We start from the raw sequence: 20,029 nt of genomic DNA on the forward strand, positions 1-20,029 counted from the left end.
AAGCACATTCAATAACCAGTGAGCCAAGAGTAAGTCAGTCTCAAAGCGTGGGGGTATCTTCTAAAAACTCTAAGTCCTAAAAACAAATGCCAACAACAAGCCGAAAGCTCTAAAGTTTAGCTTGCTGTTGGCAGTTTAGATGTAGCCGCAAGCAGCCAATCATCTTTGAAGATTTAGCACAATCAAATTAGCTTTGATCCAGTCGCAGTACTGCCATAAAAGCTTCTTGAGGTACATCTACCGTACCTACAGATTTCATTCGCTTTTTACCTTTTGCCTGCTTCTGTAAAAGTTTTTTCTTGCGGCTAATGTCACCACCGTAGCATTTTGCTAACACATCTTTCCGCAAAGCCGGAATGTGTTCGCTGGCAATCACTTTACTGCCGATAGAAGCTTGAATTGGCACTTTAAATTGATGGCGGGGAATCAGTTCTTTGAGTTTTTCTGCCATCGATCGCCCAACGTTGTAAGCTTTATCTCGATGGACAATCATCGCCAAAGAATCCACAGGATCGCCGTTAATTAAAATATCTAGCTTCACCAGCGGATTTTCCCGGTAGCCAATCAGGTGATATTCCATACTTGCATAACCGCGCGATCGCGATTTCATTTGATCGAAAAAGTCGGTGACAACTTCCGCCAAGGGTAACTCATACGTAAGTGTGGTTCGTCCTTGGGTAAGATATTTCATATCTTTGAAAATCCCACGTCTATTTTGTGATAACTCCATCAACGTACCAACGTAGGTCTCTGGTGTAATCATTTCTACTTGAACGTAGGGTTCCTCAATTTTTTCGCGTTCGTTGGGAGAAGGTAAACGGCTGGGATTATCGATGTACAGTTCCTCACCTTTGACGGTTATGACTTTATAAACCACTGAGGGCGCTGTAATAATTAAATCTAGGTTATACTCTCGCTCTAAACGTTCTTGGACAATTTCCATGTGTAGCAAGCCCAAGAACCCGCAACGAAAACCAAACCCCATCGCACTAGAAGTTTCTGGTTCGTAATGCAGTGCTGCATCATTGAGTTCTAGCTTTTCTAAGGCTTCCCGCAAATCTTCAAATTGGTCGGCATCAATAGGGAACATGCCGCAAAAAACCATCGGGTTGGCTTCTGCATAGCCTGGTAAGGGTGTCTCAGCTTTCGCTTTACTTAGGGTAATTGTGTCTCCTACCCGTGCATCAGCTACAGCTTTAATTGCCGCTGCCAAATAGCCTACTTCCCCAGCGTGGAGTTCATCGACTTGCTTTTGAGTTGGAGAAAGAACGCCCAACTCATCAATGTCAAATTCTTTACCAGATGCCATTAAATGGATGCGATCGCCTTTTTTCAATGTGCCATCCATCACCCGGAAATATACAATCACTCCTCGATAGCTGTCGTAATAACTATCAAAAATTAACGCCCGTAAGCGTTCATTTATTGTATTGGGCGGTGGTGGTATGCGATCGACAACTGCTTCTAAAATCTCATCAATACCAATTCCTTCTTTCGCAGAAGCCAGAATCGCACCACTACAATCTAGACCGATAATTTCTTCAATTTCGCCAATTACCCTTTCTGGTTCAGCCCCTGGCAAATCAATTTTATTCAAAACTGGGATAATTTCCAGGTTATTTTCTAACGCCAAATATACATTTGCCAAAGTTTGCGCCTCCACACCTTGGGACGCATCTACTACCAATAATGCTCCTTCACAAGCAACAAGAGAACGGGATACCTCATAAGAGAAATCCACATGTCCTGGTGTATCAATTAAATTCAGAACATATTGCTGACCATCTTTGGCTGTGTAATTCATCCGGGCAGCTTGCAGCTTAATTGTAATGCCGCGCTCCCGTTCCAAATCCATATTGTCGAGAAACTGTTCCTTCATCTGTCGGTCTTCAACAGTGCCAGTAGCTTGTAGCAAGCGATCGGCGAGGGTTGATTTCCCGTGGTCAATGTGAGCAATAATACAGAAATTGCGAATGCGAACTGCGGGAACGTCAGTCATATACTATCTTTGCCTTAGCAGCAACCAAAGTTAAAAGACCAATTTACTTAATGTATTTTAATGCTTTCTTAGCCAAGACGCTCCTAGTTTTAATGGGCATGGGGCATGGGAAGAGGACAAGGGGAAAGGGAAAGGGGTAAAGGGAAAAGGGGAAAGATTAAATTTATTCCTTTTCCCTTTTCCCTTTAACCTTTTCCCCTGCCTAAGGACAAGGGGTAAGGGGAAATTTATTCCTTTTCCCTTTTCCCTTTAACCTTTTCCCCTGCCCAATAGTTCCCTCTTCACCCCATCTTTAACTTTGTATATAAATAGGTGGACATTTAAGAATATTATGAAAGTCTATTTGTCGGTGCTAGTATTCATCAGCTGGAAGCGTACAATAAATGTAAATAAGTACATGTAGGGATCGCGGGCAATTACCACCCGTAATTGTCCGGAGTCACTGATTCATCGGCAAAACTTCTAGAAAGCTCTTGTCTAGTCAGTTATATGAAAAATGCGACCTAAAATTTAAAGCTGTTATTTTGGTGCTGTTTCGGGGAACTATGTAACTATACCCTCGAAGACTCTTAAGTGGATCGGCCCAAATATGAATATAACTACTTTACAAAGCTTTAAACAAAACCAATTCAGAGTATATAAACCTATGAATATGCAACACAAACCTACCGACGCGGATAAAACACGAGCCGATAAGGTAGAAATTGCCGTCCGCTTAGATTCAGAGTTATTAGAGCAAATTCAACATCTCACTAACGATCCCAGCAAAGTGATTGAGGTGGCAATTCGCCAATGGTTGCGAGGCGAAATACTAAGAGATGATGAACTGACTCGCACCCCCGTGCGTACTCCCGTTCCTCCTCGCGGTGAATGGAACGATTGAAATCATCAATTAGCTGTCAATCTTACTTAACAAAAGTCAAGTTTGCCAACTTGAATTTCAAAACACCAAGAAATACTCAATCAAAAATGTAAAAGCTGTAAAAATTTATGCCAAAATTTTAACAGCTTTGGTAAAATCCCGGTCGGATACCCTTTGTCTATCCAACTCAATTAATGACTATTACCGCCAAATCCCAATTGCCGAATATTTTTTCTCAAAATCTGGAATCTATTACCAGTACCAGTAAAACTGATGGTTCATTGCCAACTCTTGGATCTGAGTTGGTATACACGCAAGATGGGGCAGGGCGCTATCTGACCTTTTGTTGGCAGCACAGCGAACTCCTGGGGTTAAAGACCGAAAAAATAGTTGATGAACTCAACCAGACTCAAATCTTTGCTCCTGTGGATAAGGTTGCCTATTTGGAACGATTACACCGAATTTTGACAAGTTTGGTGCCAGAAAGGTTTCAGTGCTGGTTTAGCCATCATCAGGAATTATTTGAGTTGGATTTAGTAATCAGTCCGATTATGCCAAGTTTAGGAACCGCTGCCACTACAGTTTTAGTGATGGGACGGTTAGTGCAAGCCACACTTAACAAAAAACAAGTGGGTGTGGGAGCAAAAACGTCGGCACAAATAGAATCGGCTTTACGTTCGCAGCAACATCAAAAACTGGTAAATCGGATTACGAGAAATATTCGGCGGACATTGGATTTAGACATTATTTGGCAGCAAACAGTTGATAGTTTGGGAAAAGCCCTGCGGCTAGAACGCTGCATTATTTGTCCTTATCAGCCTTGTAATACAAAAGTAGAAGTTAAGGCTGAGTATCACCAGCCAGAACTTAGTTCAATGATTGGCTCAGAAATAGATATAGCTTCTGAACCAGCCTTTACTCAGGCATTAAGAACCTTAGAACCAGTTGTGATGAACGTGTCTGGATACAATGATTCCAGGCAGCATAAAACTTTAGTAGTTGCGACTTGCTATCAAGACCAAGCCAATGGATTGGTTATTTTGAGTTGGCAAGATGAATGCTACACGTTAACAGAATCGGAATTAGAATTAGCAAAAGAAGCAGCGGATCAATTAGGAACAGCGATCGCTCATGCTACTTTATATAAAGAATTAGAAGAAGCACGTCAAAAAGCTGAAGAGGCTTCCCGCCTCAAAAGTGAGTTTCTTGCCAATGTATCCCACGAAATTCGTACCCCCCTCAACGGGATGATTGGCTTTTTAAAACTGATTTTGGAAGGCATGACAGACGATGCAGAAGAAAAAGATCAGTTTTTAGAAGAAGCTCATCAATTATCAATACACTTGCTGCATATCATCAATGATATTTTGGACATTGCCAAAATTGAAGCTGGCAAAATGGAACTAGCTTACGCTCCAGTCAAGCTAGGCGAACTCTTCACTGATGTCGAAAATTTCATGCGTCCTCAAGCAGAGATGAAAAACCTCAGCTTCCAGATGCAAATGCCGGCTACCTCTGATGAAATCATCGTCCAAAGTAATTACCAACGCTTGCTACAGGTAATGCTGAATTTGGTGAACAACGCCATCAAATTTACTCACGAAGGTGGCATCACAGTCAGTGCCGATTTAGTACTCAAAAAAGCAAAGCCGCAATTTCAAGGACAGCAATTTCCAGGTATGGTGAGAGTGCGCGTAGCCGACACTGGCATCGGTGTTTCCCTGGACAAACAAGATAAACTGTTTCAATTATTCTCTCAGGTGGATGGTTCCCGTACTCGCCAATATGGCGGCACCGGTTTAGGACTGGCAATTTCCCAGAAGCTAGTGGAAGCAATGGGTGGTGAAGTACATTTCTACAGTCTCGGCGAAGGACTCGGTTCCACAGTTACATTCACCGTGCCACTATATCAACAACCAGTGATAGTTTCATCTAGTGATAATGGTTCTATAAAAAGTCCTTAGTGCTAAGAAGTGTTAAGTTAGGAATGGGCATTGGGCATGGGGAAAGGGAAAGGGGTAAGGGGGAAAGGGGAAAGATTAGATTTATTCCTTTTCCCTTTAACCTTTCCCCTTGCCCCAGTCCCCTGCCCCAGTTTCCAGTCATTAAAAATTGACAACTAACAATCTAGGCGCAATTAGATTTAGGATCGATTTAACAAACTGGAAAATAAAATTTTGGATAATGGGTAATGAGTGGCGATTCTTAGCGTACATGGATTGGGGACTGGGGCAGGGGAAAAGGTTAAAGGTTAAAGGGAAAAGGAATAAATTTAATCTTTCCCCTTACCCCTTTCCCTTTCCCCATGCCCCATGCCCCATGCCCCATGCCCATCCCTAACTGAGTAGGTCTAAAACTATGGAACTAACAATTGACAACGTTGAAACAGTCTTAGATGAAATGCGCCCTTACCTCATATCTGATGGCGGCAATGTGGAAGTTGTAGAACTCGATGGCCCTATTGTCAGACTGCGGTTGCAAGGCGCTTGTGGTTCTTGCCCAAGTTCTACAATGACTTTGAGAATGGGTATTGAGCGCCGCCTGCGGGAAATGATTCCCGAAATTGCAGAAGTCGAACAAGTCGCCTAGAGACTGGGGGCTGGGTACTGGGTACTAGGAATAATGAACGATCGCTATTGAATCGGGAAGAATGAATTTTTTGATTCATAATTTATCATTAATACCTAGTTCCCAATCCCCAATCCCCAATCCCCAATCACTCCTTATGCCCCATCCCCTCTACGTCGCTTTTATCTGGCATCAACATCAGCCGCTGTACAAATCTCCTGGCAGCGGCACTTCGCTATCTTCTAGCCAGCAGTACCGCTTACCTTGGGTACGCTTGCATGGCACTAAAGATTATTTGGATTTGATTTTAATTCTAGAACGGTATCCTAAGTTACACCAAACGGTGAATTTAGTACCATCATTGATATTGCAACTAGAAGATTATATTGCTGGCACTGCTTTTGACCCTTACCTCACGGCTAGTTTGACACCGGAGGAGCAACTCACTCAGCAACAGCGGGAATTTATTATTCAACACTTTTTTGATGCCAATCACCACACCCTAATCGATCCTCACCCTCGGTATGCCGAGTTATATCACCAAAGGCAGGAAAAAGGGGCAAGTTGGTGTTTGGCAAATTGGCAGCTGTCAGATTATGGCGATCTGCTAGCTTGGCACAATCTGGCTTGGATCGATCCGCTGTTTTGGGATGACCCGCAAATTGCTACTTGGTTAAAGCAGGGTCGGAATTTTACTTTAAGCGATCGCCAGCGCATTTATTCCAAACAGCGTGAAATTCTCAGTCGGATTATCCCCCAACATCGGAAAATGCAGGAGGCGGGACAGTTAGAAGTTACCACCACGCCCTACACTCACCCGATTTTACCTTTGCTAGCCGATACTAACTCAGGTCGTGTAGCTGTGCCAAATATGACACTACCTACACAGCGTTTTCAGTGGGCAGAAGATATCCCGCGTCATTTACAAAAAGCTTGGAACTTTTATAAAGACCGCTTTGGACAGATACCCCGTGGTTTATGGCCTTCAGAGCAATCGGTAAGTCCAGAGATACTACCATATATTATTGACCAAGGATTTAAGTGGATATGCTCAGATGAAGCGGTTTTGGGATGGACGCTGAAACACTTTTTCCATCGCGATGGGGCAGGGAATGTAGAACAACCAGAACTTCTATACCAACCCTATCGCCTGCAAACCGCAGCAGGTGAGTTGTCAATTGTGTTTCGCGACCACAGATTATCAGATTTGATTGGCTTTACCTACGGCGCCATGCCAGCAAAACAGGCAGCAGCAGACTTAGTGGGACATTTGCAAGCGATCGCCAAAATGCAAAGAGACAGCCAAAGTCAACAACCTTGGCTAGTTACCATTGCTTTGGATGGCGAGAATTGTTGGGAATATTATTCCCAAGACGGCAAACCCTTCCTAGAAGCTTTGTATCAATCTTTCAGCAACGAACCACACCTCAAACTCGTCACCGTCTCCGAATTTCTCGAACAATTTCCACCCACAGCCACCATCCCCGGAAACCAACTACACAGCGGTTCTTGGGTGGATGGCAGTTTCACCACCTGGATCGGCGATCCCGCCAAAAACCGTGCTTGGGATTACCTGACAGAAGCCAGGAATTTGTTGGCGAGCCATCCAGAAGCAACGGAAGAAAACAATCCAGAAGCTTGGGAAGCCTTGTATGCCGCCGAAGGTTCCGATTGGTTCTGGTGGTTTGGTGCAGGACACTCTTCAAATCAAGATGCCGTCTTTGACCAGTTGTTTCGCGAACATCTGTTTGGCATTTACAAAGCCTTAAATGAACCTGCGCCGCCCTATCTCAAACAACCAGTTGAGGTTCACCAAGCACAAAGAGACCATCGCCCGCAAAGTTTTATTCATCCAGTCATTGATGGCAAAGGCGACGAACAAGATTGGGACAAAGCTGGACGCATAGAAATTGGTGGGGCGCGGGGAACAATGCACAACAGTAGCCTTGTGCAGCGACTTTGGTATGGGGTGGATCACCTAAATTTCTATTTGCGAGTGGACTTTAAAAGTGGTGTTGTCCCAGGGCGGGATTTGCCAACAGAGTTGAATTTGCTGTGGTACTATCCAGACAAAACAATGGTCAACAGCCCAGTTCCATTGGCAGATGTCCCAGATACAGCCCCAGTAAATTACCATTTTCACCATCTTCTAGAAATTAATTTGCTGACGCAATCGGTTTATTTTCGGGAAGCTGGAGACAATTATCAATGGCATCCCCGCACTAGTCGCGCCCAAGCAGCTTTAAATACTTGTTTAGAGTTGGCAGTACCGTGGGCAGATTTGCAAGTTCCGCCAGATTATCCCCTACGCCTGATTTTGGTGCTTGCAGATGAAGGACGTTTTTGTAACTACTTCCCAGAAAATGCTTTGATTCCCATTGAGGTGCCGTAAACCTTTTTTGATTTGTGCAAATTGCGACCTTCAGATCCCCGGCTTATTTAAAAAGTGGGGGATCTTGTTGTTAAGGAATAAGGGACTTCCAAAAAATAAATTATTCCAAATTATTTGTACATAGGTAGGGCATTGGTGTCAACTTAACGTGAAATCCTTATAAAGATATGATATTCAGTTATCTCACTTACTAAGATCCGCGTTACCCACCCCGATTTTGTCTAAAGCCAAAATCGCCCCTCCCCTTGCCAAGGGGAGGGGTTGGGGGTGGGGTAAAACGTATGTGGGATAAGCGTTTAAGCTTAAGTTAACACGTATGACAGCTGTAAAGCCCCTACGTTCGCGCAGCGTCCCCCAGGGATGGGATGTTTTTTAAACTGGAAGTCCCTAACACTATCCTTAGTTGAGCGGATCGAAACGCTGCAAGATGAGAACTACGAACACTACTGGCAAACCCACAGCCATACAAATGAGAGCTTGGATAAATGTCAAAGGTCTAGTGTCAAACACTTGATTCATCATACTCCACTGACTGAAAAGACATTGTAACATCGCTACAGCCACAATTCCGATCGCTGGAGCATAAGCTACGGGTGTGCGTTTACCTTGGATTCTGGCAACTAGAGATGGTAAAAACTGGGTAATGCTTAACAGGTAAAAGACCTCTGCTGCCACCAACCCATTTATTGCCATCGTGCGAGCTAAGGCTTCATTACCTGTAGTTTGAAGTATCCATTGAAATACCCCAAAAATTACCAGCCAATTGAAGACGGAAATCGCTAAGATGCGCTGGAGTAAACTACCTGATAACAGCTTTTCTCTAGGGTTGCGTGGTGGTTGCTGCATCACCTCTCCAGATTTTGGCTCAAAGGCTAAAGGAACAATCAACCCTACCGAACTAACCATGTTCAGCCAGAGAATTTGGATTGGTAAAATGGGAAGCGCAGTTGCCAGGAGAATGGCAATTAAAATCGTCATCGATTCTCCAACGTTGATCGGCAGCAAGAAAGCGATCGCTTTTCGCAAGTTGCGGTAAACTCCGCGCCCTTCCTCCACAGCAGCTTCAATTGAGGCGAAGTTATCGTCAGTTAGCAGCATATCCGCAGATTCTTTGGTAACTTCTGCCCCGGCTAAACCCATCGCTACACCAATATCTGCCTGCTTGAGAGCGGGAGCATCGTTGACACCATCTCCTGTCATGGCAACAATTTCGCCCTTGAGTTGCAACGCCCTCACCAGACGCAATTTTTGTTCTGGAGCAACTCGCGCAAATACCATGCCTTGCTCAGCTGCTTGGGCAAATTTTTTTTCATCCATCTGAGTTAATTGCTGTCCGGTGAAGACTTGTGCTTCAGTGGAGCAAATACCCATTTGGCGGGCGATCGCAGCTGCCGTGAGTGCATGATCCCCTGTAATCATCTTTACCTGAATCCCAGCAGATTGACAGGCTTTTACTGCGGCGATCGCTTCAGAACGCGGCGGATCGATTATGCCTTGCAGTCCTAAAAACACTAGTCCTTGAGCGATATCGTGGCGTTCCAAGGAGCGTTTAGCAGCAACTTCTTTACTAGCGAAAGCTAGCACTCGTAAACCTTGGTTTGCCATGCCAGCAACTTCCTGTTCCACTGCCCTTGGATTGAGTGCAGTTTGTTGTCCTTGAGCGTCAAGCATGTAGTCGCATCGTTGAAGAATTGCCTCTACAGAACCTTTGAGATAGATCGCATTCAGCCTTCGCTTGACATCTAATTCATGCAAAGTCGCCATGTATTGAAATTCAGACTCAAAGGGAATGGTATCTATTCGGGGTAATTGCTCTAGATTCTCTGGTGTCAATCTTGCTTTATTAGCAGCTACTATCAATGCTCCCTCGGTTGGGGTTCCGACTAAGTTCCACTGTCCGTCTCGCCATTCGATATGCGAATCGTTACAAAGCAATCCCGCTTCTAGAGATTCCCAAAGAGCAATATGTCCATCTGCATTGAAATCAACAGGTTGTTGATTGATTAAAATTTCACCGTCTGGGGCATAACCAATACCGCTAACAGTGTAGTGTTGCCCACCCGCATAAATTTTCTGAACCGTCATCTGATTTTCGGTCAACGTGCCAGTTTTGTCAGAGCAGATAACGGTAGTACTTCCCAACGTTTCTACGGCGGGTAACTTGCGAATAATCGCGTTACGTCGTGCCATCCGGGAAACCCCGATCGCCAACGTGACTGTAACAATTGCAGGCAATCCTTCTGGAATTGCGCTAACTACGAGAGCCACAGCTGCTTTGAAAACAGCAATCCAAGATTCACCTTGTCCCAATCCGACTGCAAACGTTAGGGCAGCCAAACCCAAGATGACGTACAGCAGAGTTTTGCTAAACTTGTCAATATTTCGCGTTAGTGGTGTTTTCAGATTTGTGCTGCTTTCAATTAATTGCGAGATCCGGCCTGTTTCAGTGGCATCGGCGATCGCCACTACAATCCCTTCTGCTTGTCCAAAAGTGACGAAACTTCCTGCGTAAGCCATATTGCTGCGTTCGGCTAATGGTGTTTCCACAGCCAACGATGGAGTCGCTTTTTCCACCGGCACAGATTCTCCTGTTAAAGCAGACTCGTCAACTTGTAACCCACGCACGCTTAATAGTCGCAGATCCGCAGGTACTTTATCCCCAGATGCTAGCAGTACCAAATCGCCAACAACAAGTTCACTCGAAGCCAGACGAGTTTTTTGACCATCGCGGATCGCAGTTGCTTCGGTGGCGATAGCTTTGGATAAAGCAGCGATCGCCCCTTCTGCTTTCGATTCTTGAATATAGCCAACGATTGCATTAATCAGGATGACAGCAAAAATTACTCCCGCATCTATCCAATCTTGCAACAGCAGCGTCACTACTCCCGCCGTCAGCAAAATATATAGTAGTGGTTGATGAAATTGCTCTAAAAATTTTAGCCAAGGACTTTTGCTAGCTTTAGTACTCAGTTGATTTGCACCCATTTGTTGATGTCGGGTGCTAGCTTCTTCATCGCTCAAGCCTGCTTCGGGATGGCTGGCTAAGGTTTGCACAACTTGTTGTTCTGTCAGAGTGTGCCATTCATAGTTGAGTAAATCGTTTGTTGTCTGGGCAAAATTATTTGTAGCGATCGTATTTGCTGTCATCCCTGTCTCCAAATTGAAGTAACCGTTTTCCTCAAGGCGTTATTATGAAAATCTTTTTTTCAGTTCGCCAACATGGCACTCTCGCACACCTCGGTAACGTAGAATGTCTTTTGCTTGCCGGATTTCATCTGCTGTTCCCTCTAGCGTTACTAAAAATTCTTCTTGAGATCTGGATTGTTGATTGAATCTAACTAGCCTTTCTGGAGCAAACCAACCTTGAAATGCACCATAAAGACCGCCAAATGCTGCACTTGCTCCACCTGCTAGCAGCGTAGCCAGCACAGATTCAACCGCTAATGCAGGCCCAACACCAGGAATAACTAATATGCCAAGTCCGCCTATAAGTGTAAGGATGCCCCCAGTAGTTCCTCCCGTAATTGCGCCTGCTTTGGCGCCTTCAATAGGAGTGATAGTACGATTACCCGTATCAGCATCCTTGGGTGACTTTTCATCTTCAGAGTTCATATTGAACACAGAAACTTGCTGCATGGGAAAGTCAATTGCTCTAAGTTCATCAAGCACCTGTGTTAGAGCTTGACGGGTAGAAATGATGCCGCTGGCATTTGTAACTGGACTGAAATTCATAACAACGTCTCCTATAAAAATGTGTCAGTTTAAAACGAAGTATTAATAATCTCAAAATAGTAAGCAATAATGCTTTGCAGTGTGAGCATGAACCGTACCGTTAGAACGATTCACGTAAACAACAACAATAGAAATCGTAAGATTTGCGACAGTTTATATAAGCAAAAGCCACGTTTGTTAAGCCGTGTTGCTTTAGCTCAATACCCTTCTATTCCAGGATTGCTCACAAATGTGAACAAAAAGTGAATGAAGAAGGCACAAGGAAAAGCAAAATGCCCGATCGCTTATTCAAAATACTTAAATGCTTTCTCAAACGCCAGTTTGCTTACTCATTTGAGTACATCGCGCATTAATTTTTCAAATTGGTATTAATTTTTGCTTTTCGATGCAACAAAGGTGCAAGGCGATGCAACAAAGGTGCAAGGCAATGCAACAAAGGTGCAAGGCAATGCAACAAAGGTGCAAGGCAATGCAACAAAGGTGCAAGGCGATGCATCAAAGGTGCAAGGCAATGCAACAAAGGTGCAAGGCGATGCAACAAAGGTGCAAGTCAAGAGACTTGTGTGTACACCGTAGCTTGGTAAGGGAGGTTAGAAGGGGTCAAAATAATAGACTTTTTGCAGAAGTCGGGAAAAGGGGAAGGGGAAAAGGGGAAAGGTTTTGTATTTTCCCCTTTCCCTTTGACCTTTTCCCTTCGATCGCAAGAGTGGAAAAAGCAATTGATTGCAAGAGGTCTAATGTGCAGCTTCACAGAGAATTGCTATAACAACAAAAATATGACAGGCTACTACAAAGCGCCTGTATATCAAAATTGGGAAGTGTCTGTACAATAGACTTCTTGCTTTTATTGGGGAAAAGGGTAAGGGGTAAAGGGGAAAGCGGCTCATAAAAACCCTTTTCCCTTTAACATGCATCCCTTTCCCCCTCTTGCAAAAGTAACTTTTGCAAGAGGTCTAATAAATTCTTAATCTTTACTGCATCTGGTTCATCATACCTCTTATGTCAGATCGACCTGCACTCCAAATCAAACTGCTCCGTGCGGCATACGCAGCCTTCAACGCGCGAGACATTGACGCTGCCCTTGCCCTCATGACTCCGGACGTGGCTTGGCCCAAAGCCTTCAAAGGCGGTTTTGTTCGTGGGACTGAAGAAGTTCGCGCTTACTGGACGGAGCAATGGAGCGAGATCGATCCCCACGTCGAGCCGGTTTGCTTTTACTCGGAGGAAGGCGGGCGCATTTTGGTAGATGTGCATCAAGTAGTGCGTGACTTGGGTGGAGCAGTTCTTAGCGATGAACACGTGGGTCATCGATTCACCCTTGAACACGGGTTGATTCAAGCGATGGAAGTCTGTCCACTTCCATCGTCCACCCCAAAGGCCTAACCACACGCAAAGAGCGAACAGGCATTTCTAGGGCGGCCTTCTTCTGTATCCTGGGTGAAGTAAGCATCCGTACAGAAAGTTACCTGTATTGTGATATACGGTGAATGTTATTCCACAATCTCATAGCGCACTAACTTTCTAACATCTTGACGAGGTAGCTTTAGTTCTTGGGCAATTGTCACTTCTATTTGGCTCAATTCTATTGTTGGAAGTTCTAATTCCAATCGCTTCAAGATGGGATCTGCTGTTTCGACTTCTACCTGAGTAATTTTCTGAGTTCGGTTAACAGTGGCGTTAATCAGCAACACATTGACTGATAGGTGTGCTTCGAGTTGAGTATCTGACTGAATTTTTTTCTCTGTAGAGTAGGATTGACTTAACTGTCCAGCAGCAAGAAAACTACAGGCAAACCAAAAAGCGATCGCTACTAGTGGTAGAAGCAACCAAAATTCTAATCCCAGCCCTTGCAGCCAACGTTTGCTAATACGCCACACACTACACCTGCCTGTGATTTTGCCAAGTTATCACATATTAAGTAGAAGGACTTAATTAAACCTAACTTGAGGTTGCCGGGTTTCGACTTCGCTCAACCCTCATTTTCTCAAGATTGGAGCATTGAGCGCAGCGATGCCCTGAGCTTGCCGTTGGCGAAGCCTCTCGTAGAGAAGGGTCGAAATGCGTCTTCTAAATAATTATATCCACTTACTTAATTGTGACTGATGAAAGACGTTTAAATTGCCTCAATGCATTATTCTAAATAAGACCGAGCCGCACAAAGGTGATGAAAATCTTATTGGCAGAGGACGATCCAAAACAATTAATGCCGCTGCAAACGGTTCTTTCACAGGCTGGACACAACGTTGATGGTGTCAAGGATGGTGAAACGGCTCAATGGCTTTTAGTTGAAAAAGAATATGACCTGCTGATTTTGGATTGGATGTTACCTCGGATTAGTGGAGTGAGTTTGTGTCAACAGTATCGGGCGGCGGGAAAAACAGCTCCCATATTAATGATTACGGCAAAAGATACCACACCCGATAAAGTTATAGGATTAGATGCCGGAGCCGATGACTACCTAGTTAAACCAATTGATATTATAGAGTTCATGGCGCGGGTGCGGGCATTGAGCAGGCGATCGCCTCTCTGGCAAGGAGACACTCTCTGCTTGGCAGACCTGCAACTTCACCTCGACGCACTGACCTTGGAACGACAAGGAGCGATCGTTTCCCTTTCCAGCCAAGAATTTCAGTTACTAGAGTATTTGATGCGTCATCCAAGACAAGTACTCACTCGTAACCAAATTGAGCAAGCCGTATGGCAGTGGGGTAGTGAGCCAGAAAGCAATGCAATCACCGTTTTAGTTCGTAAACTTCGCCAACGTTTGCAAACATTATCAGCAGGCGATTGGATTGAAACCGTCTATGGTATGGGCTATCGTCTCAACCCTCCAGAATCATCATAAAAGGGACTGGGGAGGAGAGGAAAGATGGGGAAGTGTGGGGAGTGTGGGGAGTGTGGGGCAGGAGAGACAAGGAAGTGTGGGGAGTGTGGGGAGAGAGGGGGGAAAGATTTCTTCACCATCCTCCCACACCTCCCACACCTCCCACGCCTCCCACACCTCCCACACCTCCCACACCCCCCTCTCCTCCCTCTCCTCCCACACCTCCCACACCTCCCACACCTCCCACACTTCCTGCTTGCCCCATGCCCAATGCCCTGTTCCCTGCTACAGCATGAGTTGTGTTTAACCGCAGTCGTCGTAATTTAGCTCTTTGGTTCACCCTTTCAATGGGGTGCATTCTCGTTCTGTTTGCTGGAGTTATTTATAATCTTGAACTAAAAGACAAGCTCAAAGCATTAGATCAACTCCTTTATAAAAGAGCAGAGCTAATGGCAGCTAGTTCGCAGTATCGGCTCTATCAAGGAAAAAAACAAGTCGATCTGAGCAATATACCCCTATTGGGTAGTGGTTCTCACCCTGCTGACATTGAACTGGTCTATGTTCGCTGGTATGACCCGAATGGCAAACTCAAGCGTTTTTTTGGTACTCCACCTCCAGAACAGTTGCAAACATCATCTGGGTTTGTCACCATTAAGTCCGTTGACTCGTTCGCAGGTGAGGCGCTTTGGCTTCGTCAAGTCACACTACCCGTTGAAGGAGGAAATTCGGTAATCGGCTATCTGCAAGTGGCTATTCCACTGAAAGAGACTCAAAACGATCTCAGACAATTTCAGTTAATGTTGACGCTGGCTGTGCCTGTAGCACTGGGGTTAATTGGACTTACAGGTTGGGTACTTGGTGGCATAGCCATGCAGCCTGTTCAGCAAGCCTATAACCAACTGCAACGCTTTACATCAGATGCTTCTCATGAATTGCGATCGCCTCTTTCTGCAATTTTGACCAATGCCCAAGTCGGGTTACTAATAGCAGCAGACTATCCCCAAATCCACCCTTCTATAGAGAACATCATCGATAGTGCCAAGTCCATGAGTACCTTGGTCAATAACCTGCTGCTGTTGGCTCGACATCAGGGACAATTAACTCCTGAATCTCTAAAAAAGGTTAATCTTAATAGCTTGCTAGAGAATTTAGCCGTTCACTATACTAGTGTTGCTGCAAAAACGTCCATCGAGTTGATCGGTAATTTCCCAGAACAACCCATTAACTTGTGGGGTGACTGTGATTTGCTGCGGCTAGCTGTGGAAAACTTGCTCGACAATGCTTGCAAATACACTCCGTCTGGTGGAACGGTATGGTTACGCTTAGAATCTCACTCAGATCGGGCAGTGATTCAGGTAATCGATACCGGGATTGGAATTCCAGGGGCAGATTTACCTTACATTTTCGATCGCTTTTATCGGGTTGACACAGAACGGGCGCGAGAAAGCGGCGGATTTGGGTTAGGATTAGCGATCGCTCAACAAATTGTCCAGGCTCACGGCGGTCACATCCATGTTACGAGCCATGAAGGTCAAGGCTCGACGTTCCAGATAAAATTACCCTTCATGAGACATCCTAAAAGTTAATTTTAGTATGACACTTGTCTAAGTACTACTTGTATACAGCAGATTTTAAGCAAATTGAAGTACACAAGCTATCCGATCGCGATCGGGACTTACGCAAACAATAGTCGAAACCCTTTTTTTAGGTGGGGAAATTCATCAATTGCCCGACAGTGCCTGTAGTTTTGCATAAGTTCCGGTCTAAATTCTCATGTAGATGTTTGAATTTTGGTTTTTAAATTTTTGCTTAGAGAGTAGTAATGATTTTGCAAAGAATCAGTAATGCTACTGTTGCCATAGAAGATTCGTCGTAGAATTAGAGACACTTCAGAGCAGATATTCTCCACTAATGAATCGCTTTTCTCAAAAAAACACGGATTCTTACGGTAGCATTTCCCAACAGGTTGAGTTAAGCCAGGTGTCTGGTTGTAAGCAGTTACTTCGCGATCGCTATAAAATACTCCAAGTTTTAGGTAGAGGTGGTTTTGGCATCACATTTTTAGCCAAAAATGCCCTATTGCCAGGGAATCCTCTATGCGTAATTAAACAGCTATCACCAAAAGTGACTAGCGGTCAGAACTGGCAAAAGGCATGTTCGCGCTTTGAAAAAGAAGCACAAACCCTGGCTTTACTCGGTAGCCATTCTCAAATTCCCATGTTATTAGACTACTTCCAAGTCAATAGGGAATTTTATTTGGTTCAAGAATACATACCTGGCTTGACTTTGGCACGGGAAGTGCGGCGAACTGGGCCTAAAAGTGAAGCCTCAGTTAAACAGTTTTTACAAGAATTGTTGCCAGTATTACAGTATCTTCATCAAAATAGTGTAATTCATCGAGATATTAAGCCGCAAAATTTATTGCGGCGTGAAGATGACAAGCGAGTAGTACTGATAGATTTTGGTGCAGTCAAAGAACAATTAATTGATAGTTGTGAAAACTCAATTAATTTATCTGCCAACACTAATTTTATTGGGACTATGGGATTTGCACCCCCAGAACAGTTTTCTTTACGTCCAGTTTATGCCAGTGATATTTATGCAGTCGGTGTTACTTGTATTTATATGTTGACTGGCAAAAGTCCTTTAGAATTGGATCGAGATCCGATTACTGGTGAAATTGCTTGGCAAAAAGAGGTAAATATTAGCAATGATTTTGCCCAAGTTTTAGGAAAAATGCTGAAATTTTCTTTACGCGATCGCTTTAAAACTGCGGATGAAGTCATAAAAGCTTTAGGTAAGGAAAACTTTTTGCCTGACTTGGCGAACTGCCTAACTAACCAAAACGTAAAAAAGAAAAATCTTATACACAATGAAATTCCAAATTGGGAAATTACAGATTGTCAAATAAAGCATCCCCATACACCACAGGAAAATTCTGATGTATACGTGCCGCCTGTAGTTAGAACTGCTACTGCAATTCGCAAATGGAGAGCAAGACTAAAATAAACAAGGTCAAACGCTCGATCGCATCGAGTATCAAATGGATAATCAATCGAGAAAATAGAAAATCTCAAAAACAAATTTAGTAAACATTTTGACTAGATTCGAGAGTCAGTGACGATTAATTAATCTGGCTCAGGCTTTAATACTTAGTTATTGATTGATTGCAAATATACAAGAAAAAGTGCTAAAGCTAGGAGTTCCAAAAAATTTTTTTTCAGATTATTATATAATCGAAAGAATAATTAATCCTATGGCTCTCGTAGTTTTCCACAAATGAGGAAGACTCACTCAGCTAATGTCCTCGAAAATAGCATAGATTGTCATTGAGCGTTGGGCATGGGGCATGGGGCATTGGGCATTGGTTCTTCACAAATGACTAATGACTAATGACTAATAACTAATGACTAATGACTAATGACTAAATATGCTATTTACAAAGGCTAACGATATATATAAGTAATTCCCCAATCCCCAGAACAGGGTTTTTCTACCACAGTCAGCGAGAGTCAATTATTTTAAGGGTAAATACGGGGCAAACTTAGCTTAAGTTGTCATGCAGTCGCGCCTGTCAGATCATGATCTGCTGCTTAAATCCCGATTGCCCAAATCCCCTGAATCCCAATGGAAAGAAGTTTTGCCAAAGTTGCGGTACCCCGCTGGTGTCGCTTTTGAGAAATCGCTTCCGTGTTATCCGAGTCCTTTCAGATGAAGGGGGATTTGGCAGAACTTATCTATCAGAAGACATAGATAAACTCAATGAACGCTGCGTCATCAAGCAATTAGCTCCAAAATTCCAAGGAACTTGGTCGCAAAAAAAGGCGATGGAGTTGTTTGCCCAAGAAGCGCAGCGACTACAAGATCTCGGAGAACATCCGCAAATTCCGACTTTGTTGGCTTACTTTGAGCAAGAGGGCTGTTTGTACTTAGTGCAACAGTTTATCAATGGGGACAATTTATTAAAGGAGTTGCAACAACGCAAGAAGCCGTATACTGCTAGGGAAATTCAAGCGATTTTGCTGGATTTACTGCCTGTACTCAAGTTTATCCACGATCGCAATGTCATTCATCGAGACATCAAGCCAGAAAATATTATCCGGAATAAAAGCGATGGACGATTAAGCTTGATTGATTTTGGTTCCTCAAAGCAATTCACAGCTAAAGTTCAAAATAAATCTGGTACATCCATTGGTTCTCACGGCTATTCTCCCCTAGAACAAATCAGAGATGGTAAAGCTTTCGCCGCGAGTGACTTGTTCGGTTTAGGTGCTACCTGCTTTCACCTGCTGACAGGAACTTCCCCCTTTCAATTGTGGATGGAATGCGGCTATGCCTGGGTAAGTAATTGGCGGCAATATCTACGCACTCCATTAAATGCTGAATTGGATTCGGTAATTGACAAGCTTTTGAAAAAAGACATTCAACAACGCTATCAGTCAACCGATGAAGTCCTCAGAGACTTGGTGCCAAAACAACCACTCGCACTGCCACCAGCTGGTAAATCAACTGCGACAATTCCGCTAACTAAAGCATCAAATTTACCAAAAAGTTATGGCTTACTGAGAATTTTAGTCTTGGTAAGTGCTTTTATTATGTTGTTTGGATTTAGCGAATCTTGGTATAAACATTTCCGCCGGATTCAAACTAATTTGTCTTCTAGGTTAATTCATAATAGTCCGAGCAAAAATAATCCTATTTTGGATCAAGCCCTAAAAATTAACTTAAGCAAAGTTTCCCTAGTTAACACCCTTCAAGGACACGAAAACTCAGTTTTATCCATCGCCATTAGCCCCGATGGCAAAACCATCGCCAGCAGTGGTGAGGATGGCTACGACGGGTTACGCCTACGCAAAATTAAACTTTGGAATTTAGCAACTGGAAAACAAATCTCTTCACTCAACACCTATTCTGGACAGGTGAATGTCGTAATTATTAGCCCAGATGGCAAAACTTTGGTAAGTGGTAATGATGACAGCACCATCAAAATCTGGAATCTGGTAACAGGACGACAAATTCGCACTCTAACAGGACATTCTGACTCGGTTCATACCCTAGCCATCAGCCCTGATAGCCAGACTTTAATTAGTGGTAGTGATGATAACACCATCAAAATCTGGGATTTAGCAACCGGAGAGCAAATTAAGACACTGACAGGGCATACATTTTGGGTGCGATCGGTAGCCATCAGTCCCGACGGCGTAATTCTTGCCAGTGGCAGCTTTGACAAAACCATCAAAATCTGGAATTTGGCAAAAGGATACTCCATCCGGACACTAGCGGGAAATTCTCAAACAATAACAAACGTCGCTATTAGCCCAGATGGTAAAACTTTAGCCAGCGGTAGCCGCGATCGCACCATCAAACTTTGGAATATTGCCACCGGCAGAGAAATTCGCACGCTGGCGGGACACGATAACACAGTCACAAGTGTAGCTTTCAGTCCTGATGGTCAAATTCTTGCAAGTGGTAGCCGCGATCGCACCATTAAACTCTGGAATATTGCCACAGGAGAAGAAATTCTCACATTGGCAGCCCACACCAACACCGTAACATCCGTTACCTTCACCCCTGATAGCAAGACCCTTGTCAGCAGCAGCGATGACAATACTATTAAGATTTGGCGGTTGGTTGAGTGAAGGGAGGCAGGGG

15 protein-coding genes are annotated in these 20,029 nt (G+C 44.0%); 10 read left to right on the forward strand and 5 right to left on the reverse strand.

Annotated elements, in window-relative coordinates:
• Positions 1-187 precede the first annotated feature (187 nt).
• Positions 188-1,999 (reverse strand): elongation factor 4, encoded by a 1,812-nt coding sequence (lepA, locus tag NSTC745_RS27335; RefSeq protein ID WP_445633790.1) that lies wholly within the window; start codon positions 1,997-1,999, stop codon positions 188-190.
• Positions 2,000-2,645: 646 nt separating this feature from the next.
• Between lepA and NSTC745_RS27340 the strand changes: the two genes are divergently transcribed.
• The 4 genes from NSTC745_RS27340 (at position 2,646) to NSTC745_RS27355 (ending at position 7,821) form a co-directional block, all read left to right on the forward strand.
• On the forward strand, positions 2,646-2,882 hold the full coding sequence (locus NSTC745_RS27340) for a hypothetical protein (RefSeq protein ID WP_096539299.1): 237 nt from the start codon (positions 2,646-2,648) through the stop codon (positions 2,880-2,882).
• Positions 2,883-3,055: 173 nt separating this feature from the next.
• Positions 3,056-4,825, forward strand: coding sequence for an ATP-binding protein (locus NSTC745_RS27345; RefSeq protein ID WP_445633791.1), 1,770 nt, complete (start codon positions 3,056-3,058; stop codon positions 4,823-4,825).
• A 394-nt stretch (positions 4,826-5,219) separates the two neighbouring features.
• Positions 5,220-5,450 (forward strand): NifU family protein, encoded by a 231-nt coding sequence (locus NSTC745_RS27350; protein WP_445633792.1) that lies wholly within the window; start codon positions 5,220-5,222, stop codon positions 5,448-5,450.
• Positions 5,451-5,586: 136 nt separating this feature from the next.
• Entirely contained in the window at positions 5,587-7,821 is a 2,235-nt protein-coding gene (locus tag NSTC745_RS27355; protein ID WP_445633793.1) for a glycoside hydrolase, read from the forward strand.
• A gap of 399 nt (positions 7,822-8,220) precedes the next feature.
• Here NSTC745_RS27355 and NSTC745_RS27360 read toward each other — a convergent pair whose 3' ends face one another.
• A complete protein-coding gene (locus NSTC745_RS27360) occupies positions 8,221-10,968 on the reverse strand; it encodes a cation-translocating P-type ATPase (RefSeq protein ID WP_445633794.1) in 2,748 nt (915 codons plus the stop codon).
• A 42-nt stretch (positions 10,969-11,010) separates the two neighbouring features.
• Entirely contained in the window at positions 11,011-11,553 is a 543-nt protein-coding gene (locus tag NSTC745_RS27365) for a hypothetical protein (protein WP_445633795.1), read from the reverse strand.
• A gap of 375 nt (positions 11,554-11,928) precedes the next feature.
• On the opposite strand from NSTC745_RS27365, the gene NSTC745_RS27370 reads away from it, so the two are divergent.
• Both NSTC745_RS27370 and NSTC745_RS27375 read left to right on the forward strand, forming a co-directional pair.
• Positions 11,929-12,129, forward strand: a complete 201-nt coding sequence (locus NSTC745_RS27370; RefSeq protein ID WP_445633796.1) for a hypothetical protein — start codon at positions 11,929-11,931, stop codon at positions 12,127-12,129.
• 423 nt (positions 12,130-12,552) lie between these two features.
• Positions 12,553-12,936 (forward strand): nuclear transport factor 2 family protein, encoded by a 384-nt coding sequence (locus tag NSTC745_RS27375; protein WP_445633797.1) that lies wholly within the window; start codon positions 12,553-12,555, stop codon positions 12,934-12,936.
• 107 nt (positions 12,937-13,043) lie between these two features.
• On the opposite strand, the gene NSTC745_RS27380 is transcribed toward NSTC745_RS27375, so the two are convergent.
• On the reverse strand, positions 13,044-13,430 hold the full coding sequence (locus NSTC745_RS27380; protein ID WP_445633798.1) for a hypothetical protein: 387 nt from the start codon (positions 13,428-13,430) through the stop codon (positions 13,044-13,046).
• Between the two features lie 287 nt (positions 13,431-13,717).
• Here NSTC745_RS27380 and NSTC745_RS27385 point away from each other — a divergent pair, with 287 nt between their 5' ends.
• A complete protein-coding gene (locus NSTC745_RS27385; RefSeq protein WP_445633799.1) occupies positions 13,718-14,398 on the forward strand; it encodes a response regulator transcription factor in 681 nt (226 codons plus the stop codon).
• Positions 14,399-14,510: 112 nt separating this feature from the next.
• On the opposite strand, the gene NSTC745_RS27390 is transcribed toward NSTC745_RS27385, so the two are convergent.
• Positions 14,511-14,735 (reverse strand): hypothetical protein, encoded by a 225-nt coding sequence (locus NSTC745_RS27390; RefSeq protein ID WP_445638781.1) that lies wholly within the window; start codon positions 14,733-14,735, stop codon positions 14,511-14,513.
• On the opposite strand from NSTC745_RS27390, the gene NSTC745_RS27395 reads away from it, so the two are divergent.
• The 3 genes from NSTC745_RS27395 to NSTC745_RS27405 all read left to right on the forward strand — a co-directional run bounded on the left by NSTC745_RS27395 (position 14,677) and on the right by NSTC745_RS27405 (position 20,016).
• Positions 14,677-15,963: a sensor histidine kinase gene (locus NSTC745_RS27395; RefSeq protein WP_445633800.1), complete on the forward strand. Its 1,287-nt coding sequence runs from the start codon at positions 14,677-14,679 to the stop codon at positions 15,961-15,963. The genes NSTC745_RS27390 and NSTC745_RS27395 overlap by 59 nt on opposite strands.
• A gap of 325 nt (positions 15,964-16,288) precedes the next feature.
• Complete coding sequence (locus tag NSTC745_RS27400) at positions 16,289-17,386, forward strand: protein kinase domain-containing protein (protein ID WP_445633801.1); 1,098 nt, start codon at positions 16,289-16,291, stop codon at positions 17,384-17,386.
• 572 nt (positions 17,387-17,958) lie between these two features.
• A complete protein-coding gene (locus NSTC745_RS27405; protein WP_445633802.1) occupies positions 17,959-20,016 on the forward strand; it encodes a protein kinase domain-containing protein in 2,058 nt (685 codons plus the stop codon).
• Positions 20,017-20,029 lie beyond the last annotated feature (13 nt).

This window comes from Nostoc sp. DSM 114161, from assembly GCF_052692665.1.